Source organism: Microvirga sp. jy35 (assembly GCF_056148915.1).
The window spans coordinates 12,626-28,456 of record NZ_JBWBEW010000008.1 but is presented as its reverse complement, the minus strand read 5'-3'; the positions used below and the strand labels follow the sequence as shown (position 1 = coordinate 28,456).

The 15,831-nt window shown below is 56.5% G+C and carries 14 protein-coding genes and 1 tRNA gene; 8 read left to right on the top strand and 7 right to left on the bottom strand.

What is annotated here, in order from left to right; genetic code table 11:
- Nucleotides 1-23: 23 nt before the first annotated feature.
- From AC0QTX_RS08600 to AC0QTX_RS08585, 4 genes are all read left to right on the top strand, one after another.
- Nucleotides 24-257 (top strand): hypothetical protein, encoded by a 234-nt coding sequence (locus AC0QTX_RS08600; RefSeq protein WP_474603418.1) that lies wholly within the window; start codon nucleotides 24-26, stop codon nucleotides 255-257.
- A 166-nt stretch (nucleotides 258-423) separates the two neighbouring features.
- On the top strand, nucleotides 424-687 hold the full coding sequence (locus AC0QTX_RS08595; RefSeq protein WP_474603417.1) for a hypothetical protein: 264 nt from the start codon (nucleotides 424-426) through the stop codon (nucleotides 685-687).
- 361 nt (nucleotides 688-1,048) lie between these two features.
- A tRNA-Ser gene (locus AC0QTX_RS08590) sits at nucleotides 1,049-1,139 on the top strand.
- Nucleotides 1,140-1,497: 358 nt separating this feature from the next.
- The gene (locus AC0QTX_RS08585; protein WP_474603416.1) at nucleotides 1,498-1,926 is read left to right on the top strand and encodes a PilZ domain-containing protein; all 429 of its coding nucleotides are present in this window, start codon (nucleotides 1,498-1,500) and stop codon (nucleotides 1,924-1,926) included.
- Nucleotides 1,927-2,514: 588 nt separating this feature from the next.
- On the opposite strand, the gene AC0QTX_RS08580 is transcribed toward AC0QTX_RS08585, so the two are convergent.
- On the bottom strand, nucleotides 2,515-2,694 hold the full coding sequence (locus tag AC0QTX_RS08580; RefSeq protein WP_474603415.1) for a hypothetical protein: 180 nt from the start codon (nucleotides 2,692-2,694) through the stop codon (nucleotides 2,515-2,517).
- Between the two features lie 1,464 nt (nucleotides 2,695-4,158).
- Here AC0QTX_RS08580 and AC0QTX_RS08575 point away from each other — a divergent pair.
- On the top strand, nucleotides 4,159-5,028 hold the full coding sequence (locus AC0QTX_RS08575) for a hypothetical protein (RefSeq protein WP_474603414.1): 870 nt from the start codon (nucleotides 4,159-4,161) through the stop codon (nucleotides 5,026-5,028).
- Between the two features lie 109 nt (nucleotides 5,029-5,137).
- Here the strand turns inward: AC0QTX_RS08575 and AC0QTX_RS08570 are convergent, their stop codons facing one another.
- The 5 genes from AC0QTX_RS08570 to AC0QTX_RS08550 form a co-directional block, all read right to left on the bottom strand.
- Nucleotides 5,138-5,311, bottom strand: a complete 174-nt coding sequence (locus AC0QTX_RS08570) for a hypothetical protein (protein WP_474603413.1) — start codon at nucleotides 5,309-5,311, stop codon at nucleotides 5,138-5,140.
- A gap of 565 nt (nucleotides 5,312-5,876) precedes the next feature.
- Complete coding sequence (locus AC0QTX_RS08565; RefSeq protein ID WP_474603412.1) at nucleotides 5,877-6,374, bottom strand: hypothetical protein; 498 nt, start codon at nucleotides 6,372-6,374, stop codon at nucleotides 5,877-5,879.
- Between the two features lie 771 nt (nucleotides 6,375-7,145).
- Nucleotides 7,146-7,565: a hypothetical protein gene (locus tag AC0QTX_RS08560; RefSeq protein ID WP_474603411.1), complete on the bottom strand. Its 420-nt coding sequence runs from the start codon at nucleotides 7,563-7,565 to the stop codon at nucleotides 7,146-7,148.
- Between the two features lie 287 nt (nucleotides 7,566-7,852).
- The gene (locus AC0QTX_RS08555; protein ID WP_474603410.1) at nucleotides 7,853-8,173 is read right to left on the bottom strand and encodes a hypothetical protein; all 321 of its coding nucleotides are present in this window, start codon (nucleotides 8,171-8,173) and stop codon (nucleotides 7,853-7,855) included.
- Nucleotides 8,174-8,496: 323 nt separating this feature from the next.
- Nucleotides 8,497-8,796, bottom strand: a complete 300-nt coding sequence (locus AC0QTX_RS08550) for a hypothetical protein (protein ID WP_474603409.1) — start codon at nucleotides 8,794-8,796, stop codon at nucleotides 8,497-8,499.
- A 447-nt stretch (nucleotides 8,797-9,243) separates the two neighbouring features.
- On the opposite strand from AC0QTX_RS08550, the gene AC0QTX_RS08545 reads away from it, so the two are divergent.
- Both AC0QTX_RS08545 and AC0QTX_RS08540 read left to right on the top strand, forming a co-directional pair.
- Nucleotides 9,244-10,926 (top strand): sensor histidine kinase, encoded by a 1,683-nt coding sequence (locus AC0QTX_RS08545; RefSeq protein ID WP_474603408.1) that lies wholly within the window; start codon nucleotides 9,244-9,246, stop codon nucleotides 10,924-10,926.
- 1,128 nt (nucleotides 10,927-12,054) lie between these two features.
- Complete coding sequence (locus tag AC0QTX_RS08540) at nucleotides 12,055-12,339, top strand: hypothetical protein (protein ID WP_474603407.1); 285 nt, start codon at nucleotides 12,055-12,057, stop codon at nucleotides 12,337-12,339.
- A gap of 175 nt (nucleotides 12,340-12,514) precedes the next feature.
- Here the strand turns inward: AC0QTX_RS08540 and AC0QTX_RS08535 are convergent, their stop codons facing one another.
- Nucleotides 12,515-13,291, bottom strand: coding sequence for a transglycosylase SLT domain-containing protein (locus AC0QTX_RS08535; protein ID WP_474603559.1), 777 nt, complete (start codon nucleotides 13,289-13,291; stop codon nucleotides 12,515-12,517).
- A gap of 607 nt (nucleotides 13,292-13,898) precedes the next feature.
- Between AC0QTX_RS08535 and AC0QTX_RS08530 the strand changes: the two genes are divergently transcribed.
- Nucleotides 13,899-15,431, top strand: coding sequence for a calcium-binding protein (locus AC0QTX_RS08530; protein WP_474603406.1), 1,533 nt, complete (start codon nucleotides 13,899-13,901; stop codon nucleotides 15,429-15,431).
- Nucleotides 15,432-15,831 lie beyond the last annotated feature (400 nt).

The following is a 15,831-nucleotide window of genomic DNA, read 5'->3' as shown; positions in this document are numbered from 1 at the left end:
GCGTCGTATTCAGGGAGTGGCGGATGCATACGGATCGGTTCGTCGTCTTCAAGTTCCAAGGCGAGTGGCTGGTCACCTACGCGGATCGAAAGCAGACGGCTTTTGCAACACGCCAGGACGCGGAGCGCTCCGCGTTCGATGCCGCCGATATACTCGCGTCCAGCGGCCATGCCGTTTCCGTGCTCATCATCCCGGACGAAGCGGGAGAGGCCGCACCACTGCCGGACAGGAACGAACAAAGGACAAGTCTGAACTGATGCGAAGTGCTCCATTCTTCCCGAACCGGCATCAACCCTGGGGATAAAACACCCGTTCGTCCCCCGCTCGACCGCCGAAGCCAGCGTGCCGCAAGCGTGGGCATTCAGTTGCCACAATTGGATGCCCAATAGCCTAGATTGCCGTGATTGTTCATTGGAGAGGATCGTGATCGCAGCCTACAATTTCGACGAGATGGTCGATCTTCTCGCCCTCAATCGCCCGTTTGAGGCTCCTGTCGGTGAGACCATGGCCAGCAAGGTTGCGACGCTGCCTCTTCGGGACGCGGTTGCTTTGGTTGTCGAGGAATGGGCCGACGACAAGTTCAGGCAACTGAGTGCCGTCATCGTCAGACATTCAGGCCCTGCCATCCGGAGTTTCGAAGAGATCAGGGATCTGTACGCAAAGGCAGAGGCCGCCCCGGCCTCCTGATGCCCCTCAGGGATGTCATGGGGGACCGCCATCATCGCTGGAACGACACGGTGCTTTCGGCCGCGGCCAGGGACCGGAGCCTGACCTGACGCGATGCCTTAAAGGCATCACCTCGGCAGTGTCTCACCGATCCGAGGGACAGATCATACATCCGGATTGCGCGCTCTCTGGCGAACCATCGTGAATGCCCCGTGGCCGGGCAGCGAAAGGGCTCAGGACCCTGCCGGCCGGCCCATCCGCCTGCTTGAGACGAGCCGGGCCTGAACCTCGAAGCCGCTCATTTTGGACCTTGACGAAAGGACCCTGTTCGCGTCTATTGCGCCACCTGCGAAGCGGGATCCCGATCCTGCCTTATTCGCCTGGAGACGTGGCCGAGCGGCTGAAGGCACTCGTTTGCTAAATGAGCATACCCCAAAAGGGTATCGAGGGTTCGAATCCCTCCGTCTCCGCCATCATTTTCTCGTAAGACACTGAAAAGACTACGAAAGATGTTGGGCGGCAAAGCTCTTCCCCACCTTTGCTACTGGCTTGGCTATTGAACCACCCGGCCGCAATCACAGCGCAGTGAGTGTTCTGGCGCCGCTTCAGTTATTGCTGGTGCCTTCCGAGGCTCTCCTCAACAGTGAGAGGCAATCTTTCAGAAGGAAGCACTTCATTCGCCGACTGAGGTGACTGCTAGGACATTCGGCCTAGAACTTCCGGTCCTATAGAAGGCCACCTCAATCTAGTGTTTAGTGCCGCACTTCCAGAAAATTTTGGGCCGAATTGCCTCTGGGCAGATGAGGTCGGACCAGCCCTAGGGGTGTCTTGATGAGTGAGCGTCGTTCGGCAAAGCGTCTGCGGACCCTTCTCGCGGGTCAGATTAGGCTCAGTAGTCCCCTCTCTGTCCATGAGTGTGCCGTGAGAGATCTCTCGGATGCTGGAGCACAGGTCGTTCTCAAGCACCCCGTTCAGATGCCGCTCGAAGTCGATTTCGAGATCCCTGCGAGAAGTATGTCAGTGCGTGCGAGGCTAGTCTGGTCTGATGGTCTGAAGCATGGGCTTACCTTCATAGGTGTATCACAGGCGGTAGAGAATATAGCTCGCGCGTTTTATGAGGCCGAGGGTGAAGGAACCTCCTGGGCGAACGAGCCAGAAATCCTCAAGGAGGAGTTCCGCAGGCTCGCTAGCGAGGCCATTGAAATGTTTGGAGGGCAGCAAGTCGAAAAGCAGAAGGCTAAAGCACAGGCTGCGGCATAATAGTAGGTGAGCTTTGAAGGCGTCACGCCTCTGTTGCGCGCCGGTCGGTCCTCAGACTCCTACCCTTCAGGCTAACTGCACCTCAACGCGCATGGATTCCCAGACGGTCACGAACTGCTGTTGAGCAGCGAGGCCAAGGACTGATGACCCCATGAAGAAAGAGCGCCCATTCGGCTGGCGCTCCAGGTGGGCCGCGGTGCGACCATTCAGGGAGAACGACCGTGCCAACAAGGCACAGGACGAGGTTGCGCTCTAAAGGTAAACGCGTCCTTAACAGAGCCAGTCGCAGAAGGACTTACCTGCTGGTGCTGCCTGCGCCATGAGCCCTCGCGTACAGTTCTGCGACGTTGACCATCATCCTGACGCGACGGCTCCCACACTGTGAGCATCGCAGCTTCAAGGCCATGTCGGGCACCGGCAGGTCAGCAGGCCACCCCTGCAGTGGCACCTCGGCACCGTGCCCGCAGTTTGTGGCGTCGCAGTAGGCCATTACGGTTCTGTACCCATCCGCAAGGCTCTGACTGACCTTGACCGGCGGGATCTCGTTGCCATCAGCGTCATAGGCTCGGCGCGGATTGCGGCCGGATCTCACTTCAGCCTCTTGGGTGGCATAGGCAGGTACTTGAAGGTCAGCCCCTCGGCCGCACTGCGCACAGCCTCCCTACTTACCCTAAACTCACGGGCAAGCTTGCTGTATTCCCGCTCGCCGGAGGCATAGCGCAGCCGCGCCTCCAGCACCTGCTCCACTGTCAGCTTGGTTCTGCCCATCCTCGTGCCACACCTGAGTAGAACAAAAAAAGAACATCTACTCAGATACGCGGAGCTGTCGAGGGAGGTTCCTCCCTTGCAAGCAGGCCTGTGAAGAGTGTGGATGATTGATTATGGGGCGACCTGCGCCCTGAGCGGCGGGAGCCTGGCCTAACCGAGATGTGGCTTAAGCTCCCCCCCGCTGGATCTGCCCTCGAATTCGGTTCGCCTCAGCTCGCGGCAGGCCCCGTGCGATGCAGGCGTCATCGACATAAACCGCCCAAGTATGCTTGGACCTGTCTTCCAGTCTAACCGAGACATCCATAGGCGCGTCCCTCCGCAAGTGAGAGTGCTCAAGGACAACGCAGGAAGGCCGCTCTTGTTGTCAGTGATGAAACTAAAAGGGAAGGCTTGAACTGCCGTCCGGCAACGAAGGTGACCGCTGAGTTCTAAATCGAAATCTCTTGGCTAAGGCTGCTTTATCAAGCCTTCTTAACTTCTCAAAAACACCGGCCACCATACTCTGGATTACTGACTAATCGCGGAGGTCCAATATGAAGAGGCAGGACCACCCACCGGCCTACGTGCTACAAATGAAAAGACAGTGGCGGGTCGTTGTTCCCATTCGGGGGAAACTCACACCGAAGATTTGCGTCAAAGAGTTTCCATCCCGCTCGACGGCAGAGGCATGGCTACGCAGCCATGAGGCCGAGTGCGAGATTGAGGCGTATCGAAGCCGCTTAGTTCCGGCTTGCTAATCATCTTAGCCATGAGCCAGCAGCCCGCATTCTGATTGCCTGACGGTCTGGGGCAAGGTCCGGCACGTGCGGCAGTATCTCGGCTTTTCGTCGATTGTTCTTGCGCGATCCGCGAGCCCAATCTCGATAGGTGGATAGTCTTGGCTTACCTTCAGGGAGGCCGTGCTATGCAAACCGTCCTTTCCTACTGCTCGGCAAGAATGTTCTTGAGAGGATTGCTGCCGATGGTCGCTATGAGCCCTCGTCCATCCCGAGGCGCAGTGAACGACAACGACCCTCAGCGCCGCATTGGGCTTAGTACCTAGATGCAGGATATAGCGGCGCTTCATCAACCCGTCGCTGCCGTTTCGATGTCTGGTCGACGGACACCTGTTGAGAAGGAGACATGTTGCCTTCCATCAGCAGGATAGAAAGAGGAACTGTTTGGCGGCCACAGCCGTTAATGTAACGGAGGCGATCACCTACCGCCTTCAAGCCAAAACTTCAAAGCCCCTGATGGTCAGTACATAGTCCTCAGGGGCTTATTTATTGTTTAGCACTGATTATTAATGCTGGGGCCCAAGTATATTTCTACACCTGTTCATCTCAAAGGCGATATGGGTCCATATTAATCCTTTAGGATTATGTCTTTTCTGGTTAGGAACACGTTCTACTTTTTAACGTCTTCAGGTCATGACGACTGTCGTTGTGCAGTCACCCTGTAAATGTAGATTAGTGTAGGTGAACCATGAAGCGTTCTTATGTTATCGCCTTGTCTGGCGTAGCTCTGTTCTTAGCCTCTTCTGCCTCAACTTCTGCACAAGTCATTCGAACAGGCCAGCAGTGCATCCCTGCAGTCGCCAATCCATCCATGTATCACAACTGCCAGCTCCGCATCGTGCAGGGGCAGGAAGTCTGCAGCTGCGCCATCAGGCCTCAAGCTCTGCGCCAGCGAATGGACCGGTTGAACGACCGCAACGACCTGAACACCGGATCTATCAATGGTCGCGGCACGAACGGCCCTGCAATCGGAGTCGGCGGATCTTCCGGACCGGTTCGGAATGGCAACAACATCGGAACCGGCGGTAATGTTGGTGCTGGCGGAAATGTTGGTGTTGGTGGCAACGTTGGGACAGGCGGTGTGATTGGCGCTGGTGGAACGGTAGGCACTGGAAGCACCGGCGGCACGGTTGGCACTGGCGGCTCATCAGGTGGTGTCGGCACTGTGGGCTCTGGTGGAAACAGCGGCACCGGCGGGACCAAGGGTAATGGCGGTACTGTTGCCGACAACGGGAACACTGGTGGAACCGGTAATACGGGTGGCTCGACTGGAAGCGGCGGTAGCAACGTTGGTGGTCCCGGCAATCCGGGCAACGACAAGGGCGTCGGCAATGCGGGTGAAAGCCCAAATGGCCGTGACTTTGGCGGCGGTGAGAAAGGCCGCAGCGACGCCGATGACAAAGGCAGCAACGCTGGCGGCAACGGTGGTAAGGGCGGCAATGCTGGCGGGAACGGGAATGGGGGCAATGGCAACAACGGTGGCGACAAGGGCAACAATGGCTTCGGAAACGGAGGCAACGATGGCAGCCCGAACGGCAAGAGTGACACGGACCGCTAAGCCTGTAATCTAAAGAACTGGCTTCACCCCTGGATGCGAGCACGTCCGGGGGTGATGCGCATTCAGTGCAAATGCTGTTAGCTCTGGCTAGCGTGTAGCAGCTCGTAAACTATAGCCGCTTCATCAGCCGCGCCGCTGCCATATCGAGCTGCGTATCGAGCATCTCCTCAGCGGCATCGTACTTGGCAACCCATCGCTCATACGTCGCCCAGCGCATTCCTTTGGGCTTTGGTGGCAGATCCCACTCATCAGGGTCCTCATCTCCGAGCACCGCCGCCTTCACCTTCGCCTTCGGCGCCAGGCTCGACCGATAGGGTCGAGGAACTGAGAGGCATAGGCAGCCCTGCGCTCTAAGTGTGCCGACCAGCAAAGAACGAGGCTCCCAACGCCATTCAAAGGGAGGCGCAGGAGCTCTTGTCCTTACGGCTTGCGCCTTGGTTCTGTATCAGTACCTGTGACGGGAGGGAGAGCGCGCCACCTCAAGTGAAGAAGAGCACTGCTGAAGGATGGGCAGAGGCGCTTAAGGCAGCTTCCTCTCGAAGCTTGCTGGTGTAACGTTGAGGTGCAGGTCTGGCTCGTAATGCAATTTGGAAGCAACGACCAAGGATGTCGCAGACCCAGGGAGAATGGGCGCTGTGATGATCCCGGCAATAAAGACGAATGCTGCGATGACAATTCCGAGCTGTCCATAGACCGCAACCTGCCTCCTTCTCGTCATTTCGCACCCTTGTGTTGTTGAAGGTAACAGATGCTTAAGCTTGAGTGTGGCCAGATCAAGACAGAACCCAGAGGCTACCCTCCCATTTGCGCGGCAGGTTCCCGACCTACAGTCCATACTGCAGTAGCCGTTATGACGGAGGCTGCGGTGGAGAGGTTTCAGCTGGCGCCGCCTCCTGCTCTCGCTGACCTAGCAGCTGTCGCAACTCGCCACTCAGGTTAGCGAGAGGGATGGATTCATACTGCGAGACAGTTATGCACCGGCCCTCGATGCTGGCCATGACCACGGCATCAGCTGAGAACTGATGCCCCTCTCCTGCCTGTACGGCGGCCGGGGTGCGGCGCTCGTCTCCAAGGACGCCCTCCTTCTTGAGGACAACCACATACCAGACGCTTCCTGTCTTGGCCGCCTCAGCGAGCATCCGGGCTTTCTGCTTCGCCTCGTTCAATGCCTTACGGCGCTCCTCAATCGATTCACCCCGTGTGAAGGCCAGATTTGGAGGAGTGTCCCCGCTCTCCCCAAATGGATGAATGAAGTTCAAGGTCATCCGTAAACCGTCGACCGTCACCTCTTTGACAGGAAGTGCCGCGGCCTCCATCCGCCCCTGGACAAATTCACGGACGGCCACGTCACATGACCGAAACTCATCCTGCTCCTGTGCGGTCTGGGGCGGTGGAGTTCGCTCTTGAGCAGAGATGCTACGTTTGCGCGATGGCGCCCCCTCTGCTCCGGCGGAGGCAGCTAAGGCAAATGCGACGGCCAATGTGAGGATCCGAACCATGGCTTCACCCTCCCGAGACACGGAAGAACGTCGCCAACCCGGCCAGTGGCCAAGCTGTTGGGTGTCGATGGCTCCTCAGCCGAGATGGGACTCCATACTCTTAACGCTGTTGGCGTGTTTCTAGTTGCTAGAACGCTGAGGACGTATGCTTCAATGCCCGGATGCCAGCAGCAAGCTCCCGTGATAGGAGACTTCTCGTCACGAGATAATCCGGCCCAAGAAGCATACTGTACCGGGTCCGGCTCCCGAGGTGCACCGCCTCGCACAACTCTGCGGCTCGCTCCAATGCATCATTTTCAGCCTCACGAATGACGGAGGCAATCCTGGCGAAGCCCCTATCTGTTAACCTCCAAGTCGGCCCAGCCTCATTGCCTTCAGCCAAGTCAATATACATATGAATTGCGTCTCGGAGGCTCTGAGCGCGCTCTTGTGGTGTCATGTATGCCATACCGAAACTCCCAAGGCTGCTGCCATTGCGCCTATGCTTCAGCACCGTCCATGAAGCCGCTCCGATGTGGTTCTCGCAAGCCGCAACATGCTAGAGACAAGATCCTAGCGGCCTTCTTCAAGGCGGGACGTTTTTATAGCGCTGTTGGCACCCATAGGACGCCCCGAACGTCAAGGAATCGGATTGGAAGGGCCTTGAGCAACTACCATAAAAACCATGGAGATAATGCCGCCGAGTATTACGCTGCCAAACAGGGCTATGCGAACCGGGATTCGATAGCTCATCCAGGCGAGGCGAACAGCCTCCTTGTGCTCCTGTCGAGCGAACACCTCATCCGCATGAATGAGGCGCAGGAGCGTCTCGACATCATCCAGCAGATTGAGCGTTTCCGGGGACGGTGCCCGCTTACGCCACTCTTGGCGCTCCTCTTTGCTGGTCTTGAGTCTGACAGATTTGGCCTCGATGCGCAGGGCCTCGCGGATCTCGGAGCGGATCGCATAGACACCAAATACCATAAGAAGAGGCACAAGAATGACAGCAATGACAATTGCCCAGTCCGCTGACGTTAGCTGCGGAAGGAAACTGCCCATTGAGTATTTTCCTCTGATAGCCCGTTGGCCAGATTGGAACACCCGTCAGAGGCTTTGTTGCGGCAACTGACAGGACGCCGGTCTCTCACCCAGTTTACGATAATACCTGATATCAGAACTGAACGTGGGCTATATGGATACGGGTCTCTTCAGGTCGGTATCGAGGGCCTCAATGGCCGGCGAGCGCAGCGAACCTTAGCGCCATAGCACTGCAGCCGAGTCTGCGCTCACCTCGTTTTAGAAGAGAAGATTCCTTCTAAGTTGGTTCTATCCGGAAGTAGCAGCAATCAATCTGTGAATCTTATGGTCCTATCTTTGCATACATCAAGCTCAGAGAGTTCTGACGTTGCCTCATCCTCAAAGACAGCGGCCACAACCACCATGCAGCCTGCCATCTTCGGCAACTTCAGAGTGGCTTGTGCTTTCGGGGCAAGTGGCTTCGACAGTCGAACTGTTTGACCATTTGCCCCAACAGCGACATCCGTCGCCTGCACTCCACGAGAGTTTGTGATGACCACAGCCGAAATCGACTTCGGCTTGGTGGGCGCGGCAAAGGCGACAGGGGCAGCAAGAAGAAGGCTAGTAGCAGTGAGAATGCGGACAATCATGACTATTCCTCTCTATTACCATAGGGATGCGTCGTCCGTATGAGGGGCATTCGATGCTCCTCTGTAAAACCGTCGCTCTATTGATAGCTGACGGTATGGGCCCAACTTGGCCGATAGGGCGCCGCCTTCATTGACAGAGCGGCCGTCGAAGAAAAAGCGCCAGTGGGTTCGACGCTCAAGGGAGGCCGCCTTTCACGGCCAAATTCTGAAGAAACAACAACGGTGCCGTCTCGGCACATGGAGAGGCTGCGCCCGAGACATTAACAAATACTTGCATAGCGCGGAGCTATTCTTCACCCGAATTCGTCGAACAGCGCTAGCTGCTAGAATTCTCTCATCAGCCGCGCTGCCGCCATGGCAAGTTGCGCATCGAGCATCTCCTCGGCAGCATCGTACTTCGCCACCCACCGCTCGTATGTGGCCCAGCGCATGCCCTTGGGTTTGGGTGGCAGATCCCATTCATCCGGATCTTCATTTCCAAGCAAAGCCGCTTTCACTTTCGCCTTTGTTCGCCATGCTCGTCCAATCGGGTCGAGGAACTGTGAGGCGTAGGCTGCTCTGCGGCCCCAGGCGTGCCGACTGGCAAAGAACGTGGCACCCAGTGGTCTGTAGAGTACACGCACCCGCCGTCCGGTTCTGTGGCAGATAGCCTACCATTGGAGCCAACCGAAATGCCTGGGCTCCGACACGAGAGAGAATGACTGCTGGTGTCGTTGGAAGGACAGTTCTAGCAAACCACTGTAATTCGACAGCTTCAGAATGGCCGTAATGGTTTCGCCCGAGCCGTAGGTGAGCACGCATTGGATATGTCTGCCGGGTCTACCAGCGCCACTCGGGATGAGTTTGGCGAGGATCAAACTTTGGACCGGTCTCCAAGGTCAGACGCTGCCGGTCACGAGGCATGGCGATAGCCTGATGGCGGGAAGTTAGCTTTCTCAGTTTTTGTTATCACTAAGGAACCTCTATGTGGTTCTTCTATACCACATACGGCTTCGTTTAGTAGTTTATTTCAATGCGGCCCTGTGCATTGATGGCCATATGACCAAGTCTACCGCCCTTGAGAATCCACTGTGAAGGTCGCATTCCGACGAACAGGGAAGGCGCAGGCTCACTCTCTCGCTTGGCATCTGGGACTGCTTTGCTCGCTCCTCGTTCTGCCAGCGACTGTCTTTGTCGGGTGGGTACTCTGGCAGTACGCTGCTGCAGAGCGGGCGCATCTTCTGCAGAATGGCCAGGAGATTGTGCATCGCATTGCCGATGCCGCGGAAACGGAGGCAGCCTCTATCATGGGGACAGCACGGCTGGCCGCCTCCTCTCCTAGGCTCGTCCAAGGTCCATTAAACCCTGAGGAGTCCCGCCAAACGGCAGCCGCTGTCGCCCGCTCCCTTGGAGTAGATATTGCTATTCGTGACGTTGCGGGTCAGCAGTTGGTCAATACGCGCCTCTTGCAGGACCAGAACCTTCCCCCTCGGCCGCTTGAGGTCGACCAGACGGTACTGACCACCAAGCGAGCCGCCATTTCAGACTTGTTCCTCGGATCTTATAATCAGGAGCCTCTTGTTGCTGTCGTCGCGCCGGTCGTTCAGCCTGCAACGGGAGAGGTCATCTACCTCATCGACATCTCAGTTCCCGCCAGGCGCATCCTCGACATCATTTCCAAGGAGCCGCTTGGAAGCGGGCTCTATGCGACTATCCTTGACCGGAAGGGTCGTGTCATTGCACGGACCCGTGGCCAGCAGACATTTGTTGGAACGGAAGCTACGGAGTTCATGCGTGGCGTCACAGGTCGAGAGGGTAATTTCCGGACACAATCCTTGGATGGAGTTCCAGTACTCGTCCACTATGCTCGAATAGTCGGCTCGGATTGGATTGCTGCGGTCGGCCTAGAGGAAGAGACCCTTAACGCGCCTATCAGGCGGCTCATAAGCTTGCTGGTCGCAACGGGCCTGTGCCTCGCCCTTCTCTCGACGGCGCTGGCCTACCTATTTGGCAGACGCATTACCAAAGCCATTGAGGGGCTTTCAGCCGCTGCTAATGCGTTAGGATCGGGGTCAGACGTTCCCAAACTTCAGACTTCCATCCGTGAGGTCAACAATGTGAGCGCAGCTCTTGTGGACGCAGCAGTGGAGCGAAATCGTGCAGAGGAGCGCCAAGCGCTGATGGTTCGCGAGCTACACCATCGGGTAAAGAATACCCTCGCTACTGTTCAGGCTGTCGTCAACTCGACGGCCCGAAGGGCGGAGACCATCAGAGAGTTCAGTGATGCAGTGACCGAGCGCATCATCTCGCTCGCGAGGACCCATACGCTGCTTGTTGACGATGCCTGGGGAGGTGCCTCGCTGAACCACATCTTGAGAACCGAGCTGGAGCCGTATAACACTGGGCATCAGCGGGTGAAGCTTCATGGTCCTGAAGTACATCTTCCAGACAGTATTGCTTTGGCATTCGGCATGGCCATCCATGAATTGGCCACGAATGCCGCCAAGTACGGAGCTCTTTCTCTTCCGACTGGTTGCGTACACGTGACTTGGTCAATTGAAGGAGAAGGCCTAGACCGACGTCTTCACTTGAAATGGCGAGAACAGGATGGCCCATTGGTTGAAATGCCAAAGCGGAAGGGCTTTGGGACAACTCTGTTAGAACGCGTGCTTGGGCGTCAGCTTCAAGGCGATGTCAGGACAGAGTACTTGCCCGAGGGCATCCGAGTGCAAGTGGATGCGCCGTTAACTGACCACAAGGCCACACCAAACTAGGTGCAACAGGCGCCGCTCCTTATTTCTCCACTCCCAACCCCATCTGGTAGATTATATGTGTACCTGTGGTGAGACCGGTGGAGATCTCCAAATGGCGGGTGCGGTCCCGTGAGAGGGACAGTTCACGGCAATTTTCTTTCGTGACTCTGGTTACTGTCCCTGTGGTGACACCGGCTGTCCCTCTCGTGGGACCGGCTACAAATTTGGGCTTATCAGGACGCCAGTTCATGAACCTCTTAGACGGGTGCTCACCTGTGCGGTCGCACTTGTGGAGCGTCACGCAGTACGTGGCTGTTCCCATGCGTCAATGGCCTTGTGGATGCTCTCAGGTAAGTCCATCGGCGGCCTCATGGATGATGTGTCGTAGTTAGCTATCTCGGCCAATACGGCGCGGTAATACTCCACGCTGTTCGAATTTCGTGGCTCCAGCCCAGCAGTGGTCAGCGTGGCCGACTGCTGAGATGGTGAGCACAAAAAGCTGAGGATCGCACGCATGTTCCTGTTCCGAACCTAGAAGAACTAGCGTGGAACATGCCTGTTCTTAAGCTTGGCGGATGTGCGTTGACGCACGCTAACACGGCATGGGTCTGGAGCCGTAAAAGAAAGAGCGCCCATTCTGCTGGCGCTCCAGGTGGGCCGCTAGCGCGACCATTCAGGGAGAACAACCGTGCCAACGAGGCACAAGCACGAGGCTGCGCCTGAAAGGTAAACCAATCCTTACCCGCCCTGCTGCAGGAACGCCTATCCTCCGGTCCTGCCTGCCCCATGAGCCCTCGCGTACAGTTCTGCGACGTTGACCATCATCCTGATGCGTCGGCTCCCACACTGCGAGCATCGCAGCGTCTGCCGAGCAAGCGCCGGCAAATCAGCCGACTTGAACGTCAACTCGCTGCTGTCGAGGCGCAGATTGCTCGCCTCGAAGAGGCCCCGCACTTGGGCTTAGCGGAGCCGGATCACTTTTTCCTCTGGAAGCGGGCATTTCTCTTTGGTGCTGAGCGCCCACCAGTGCTGCATTAGACCCAACCATCGGAACTCAATTCCGACTTCGTGCAGATCCTCACCAGAACCTGACCACCTCCCGTCGCGTTTCGGAGACGCCATGCGAGAGTCAAATTCCAGGGAAACATTATGTCCTCTGCCATGTTCAAACGCTTAGTTCCAGGAACGTTTCAGCCGCCTCTAGGCACCTACCCGCCTGGAATATTTCCCGCCTTGCAATCGATGCTCAGAGCCTTGGCCAACATCGATTTTGAGTTCCAGAAGGACCGGGAGACCATCCTGAACGGCGCCATCGAGGAACCGCCCAAACAAAGGGCAATTGCCACACTGGAAAAGCGCCATCAGGAGCGACGTGCTCCCTACCTAAGAGGGATTGATAAGCTGGAGAGGCAGATCCACCGGAAGGTTGCCTAGGCGTTGCGCTGTTTGGAATGCGCTACTCTATTGGCTACCCTCGCGGGTTGGTAAGGATCAGTGCTACTCCAATGTGCTATCAAGGCTGCGGGCCCGCCTCTCTCGCGAGATTGGCCACACACGTTCCTGCTAAAAATCACTTCATCAGCCGCGCCGCTACCGACCAGAGTATTGTTCATATTCCGGTAGCAATCCGGAGGCGCTCTGGCCTCAGCTTCGCGGAGATGGATTGCATGCGGGCGTCATGGGCAGCCCACATCTGCCATGTCCTCGCCTTCCGCCTCTTCTCCTTCTCCTGCGCGAGAGCAAGGGAACGCATTTTCGTAGAAGGCACGGTTGCACCCCCTGCGGCAGCGACCCTTGATCCTTCTGTAGGTCGGCGTGGAGGCAGAACTTTGATTCCCCTCGCTGCCACGCTGTTCACTCGGTGAATTAGATTGGGTTGGGAGAGTTTGGCTGTCGCATCGACAGTGGCGCTCGGGGCGGTCGTGGGAGCATTCGATGGGATCGAAATCGAAACGCCGAATACGGCGCCCCCTGCAATCATCGGGGACCCGATAGCTACCAAGTGAGCCCGAACACGTCGGCAGTACTCCACCGAGAGTGGTGTCATGCGCTCCTCACCGTGTCCTGCTCGGTACTTCATGAGTGCGCGGCACAGGTCACCGTCAGCAAGCTGCCACGCACGACCAAGATATGCGACGCCATAGCGAATGTTGGTTCCGGGCTCAAACAATCCGGTTAACGTGCCCCTGTAGCCCAGCATGGCCGCCGTCGTCGGACGGATCTGCATGAGTCCGACCTCACCAACTCCTCCAACGGCACCAGGATCATAAGCACTCTCGACCAGCACTACCGCGTCGGCAATATCAGGGGGAAGTCCCACCTGCTCGGCCTCACGCCTGACGGCGTCAAGATGAACCTTACGCCCGGGTGTATAGGCTTCGGGCATCCCGACAAGGCCGTCGATGGCAGGAGGCAGGGGGATAGCTGGGAAATCGGCTGAAGATGCTTGTACTGAAGCAGAAGCAGTGAAGAGTAGAATTCCAGACACTAAGCATGCACTGACGTAGTGTGGATTGCGCAATGAGCCCCCTCCTGTCATTCAAGGTTACTTAGACACTGAGTCGAGCAGAGTAACTCGCGCGGCTCAACGGCAGAATGGAAAATCATAGTTAGTCAAAAGAGCCAGTAATCTATACTGTAGCAAATAGCTCCTCGGCGATTGCCTCGCTATAGCTGCTTCATCAGCCGTGTCGCTGTCATGAGGAGTTGCGTATCGAGTGTCTCCTCAGCGGCATCGTACTTGGCCACCCCGCGTTCGTAAGTCGCCTAGCGCATATAAAATCGTCCGTTCCCTCTCATTGTTTGTGAATGTATTTCCGAGATGGACCATCTACGAAGGGCGTCGTGCGGCACTGGCCTATGAGCCGAGCGCCCTGAGACATCACCAAAGGAAACATAAGAAAAAAGCCACATTCATCCAGCATTTGATTTCACGTCTAAGTAAGAACCATAAGTCAAGAAAGCTTGGCCTTTAAGGTTGCTCCGGAGAAATCATGACAACGAATGCGGTAGACCTGCCTTACTTGGATCTAGTCGGAAATCGGTACCAGGACGCGAGTGACGCATCCTTCCTAGTAAGCGAATATGATTCAGGTATCGAAGGCGCATCCCGTCACCAAGAAGGCTGGGCAAACGCTTCCACCGGCCTGCCCAGAGGAGGACAGTGGGACGATACGCAAGGCAGTAAGGATAATGACGTTTACTACCTTGGTAAGCTAAAGCCTGATGAGACCTATACCTTTCGGCTCCTGACGGAGAACTATGCAGATACCATCAGTTGGAGCAGTTCCTACAACTACGAATGGCCGGGAATAAATTTCGTGCTTGGCTATTATGATGCTTCACGAGGTGAGTTTCGGCCTGCCGACGTTCCCGATTATGGTGGAGAAGATCCTGGCGGAAGGATGACTTTTACACCTGGGACATCGGCAGACAATCCAGCCGAGGATGATTACTATCTACAGGTATATTATTTTAATTCATCATACCCGGATGACGTTCCGTATGTCATCACGACCGCTGATTTAACCAACTCCACGACCATGTCGTTCTACCAGAAAATTGTCGACGACATGGTCCTCCGAGGACAACAGGGTGGATCCGGCAATGACACTCTCAAGGGCAATGAACTCGCCAATACACTCAGTGGCTATGAGGGCGATGATATGCTCTCGGGCGGGGGTGGCGCTGATACCCTGATTGGTGGAACAGGCAATGATGTCTTGGATGGTGGAACTGGCGCCGACACCATCGTGCTCAGCGGAACAAGAGCTAGTTATAGTTTCTCGTATAGTGCCATCAACTCCAATGGCTTCATGGTCATGTCCGGAGTGACTTCTGGTCCGGATGGGATGGACACTATCAAAGACGTCGAGTTCTTTCAGTTCTCTGACGGAAGTGTCAGCCTTGCTCAACTCATGGAACTACCGATACTGCCACCCATACTCCCTCCGGTACTGCCACTCCCACCTACATCCATCGAAACAACGACCAGCGTCACTCTTGCCAACGGCATCTTAAACGTGAAGGCAACCGGCAGCGCGAATGTGGCACTCAATGGAAATGCGCTCAACAACAGTATTGTCGGCAATGTCGGCAAAAACACCCTCAATGGGGGTGCAGGCAATGACAAGCTGAATGGTGGCTTTGGAAATGACGGTCTCACGGGCGGTATAGGCAAGGATGCATTTCTCTTCACGTCTAAGCTCGGCACGACTAAGACGGATCGGAAGGTCAACTTTGACAAGATTGCGGACTTCTCAGTCAAAGATGACAGCCTCTGGCTCGACAACGCCATCTTCAAGAAGCTGGGCAAGAAGGGCTCTGAGGCTGCGCCCGCCAAGCTCAACAAGGGCTTCTTCACCGTGGGTGACAAGGCCAAGGATAACGACGACTTCGTCATCTACAACAAGCAGACCGGTGTTCTGTCCTATGATGCGGATGGCTCCGGCAAGGGACAGGCTGTCGAGTTAGCCCTGCTGAAGAACAAGGCCGCTTTGAAGTTGGGCGACCTCTTCGTCATCTAAGCGCGTGTGGGAGTGCCTGGGATGATGGCTCGGGCACTCCTCACCGTCCATCTACAGCCGCTTCATCAGACGCGCCGCTGCCTTCGCGAGTTGAATATCCAGCATCTCCTCAGCTGCATCGTAACGAGCCACCGCTCATGAGTTGCCCACCGCATGCCTTTCGGCTTGGGCGGCAGGCCCCAACCGTCGGACAGAAATTGCTTAGTAGACTAAATCGGCATCCCCTAGTTTGGTTGATGCGGTGTCACCGTCGCCGGGGTGCTAGTTGAAAATCAGGACTGAAACCCTGAGGCGGCTGGCCCTGCTCAAGCGTCTGAGGGTCGTCAAGCCATTCGTCAGCATCTCGACCTTGATAGCGTTCCCTTACCTCGCGAGACTCTCCGGGCGGGAAGCGGAGGGC

What these genes read in the sequence shown, in the direction of transcription:
- AC0QTX_RS08575 (WP_474603414.1), top strand. Translation starts at nt 4,159, where the DNA reads ATGAAGCGTTCTTATGTTATCGCCTTGTCTGGCGTAGCTCTGTTCTTA.
- AC0QTX_RS08600 (WP_474603418.1), top strand. Translation starts at nt 24, where the DNA reads ATGCATACGGATCGGTTCGTCGTCTTCAAGTTCCAAGGCGAGTGGCTG.
- AC0QTX_RS08585 (WP_474603416.1), top strand. Translation starts at nt 1,498, where the DNA reads ATGAGTGAGCGTCGTTCGGCAAAGCGTCTGCGGACCCTTCTCGCGGGT.
- AC0QTX_RS08540 (WP_474603407.1), top strand. Translation starts at nt 12,055, where the DNA reads ATGTCCTCTGCCATGTTCAAACGCTTAGTTCCAGGAACGTTTCAGCCG.
- AC0QTX_RS08560 (WP_474603411.1), bottom strand. Translation starts at nt 7,565, where the DNA reads ATGGGCAGTTTCCTTCCGCAGCTAACGTCAGCGGACTGGGCAATTGTC.
- AC0QTX_RS08535 (WP_474603559.1), bottom strand. Translation starts at nt 13,291, where the DNA reads ATGCCCGAAGCCTATACACCCGGGCGTAAGGTTCATCTTGACGCCGTC.
- AC0QTX_RS08530 (WP_474603406.1), top strand. Translation starts at nt 13,899, where the DNA reads ATGACAACGAATGCGGTAGACCTGCCTTACTTGGATCTAGTCGGAAAT.
- AC0QTX_RS08580 (WP_474603415.1), bottom strand. Translation starts at nt 2,694, where the DNA reads ATGGGCAGAACCAAGCTGACAGTGGAGCAGGTGCTGGAGGCGCGGCTG.
- AC0QTX_RS08555 (WP_474603410.1), bottom strand. Translation starts at nt 8,173, where the DNA reads ATGATTGTCCGCATTCTCACTGCTACTAGCCTTCTTCTTGCTGCCCCT.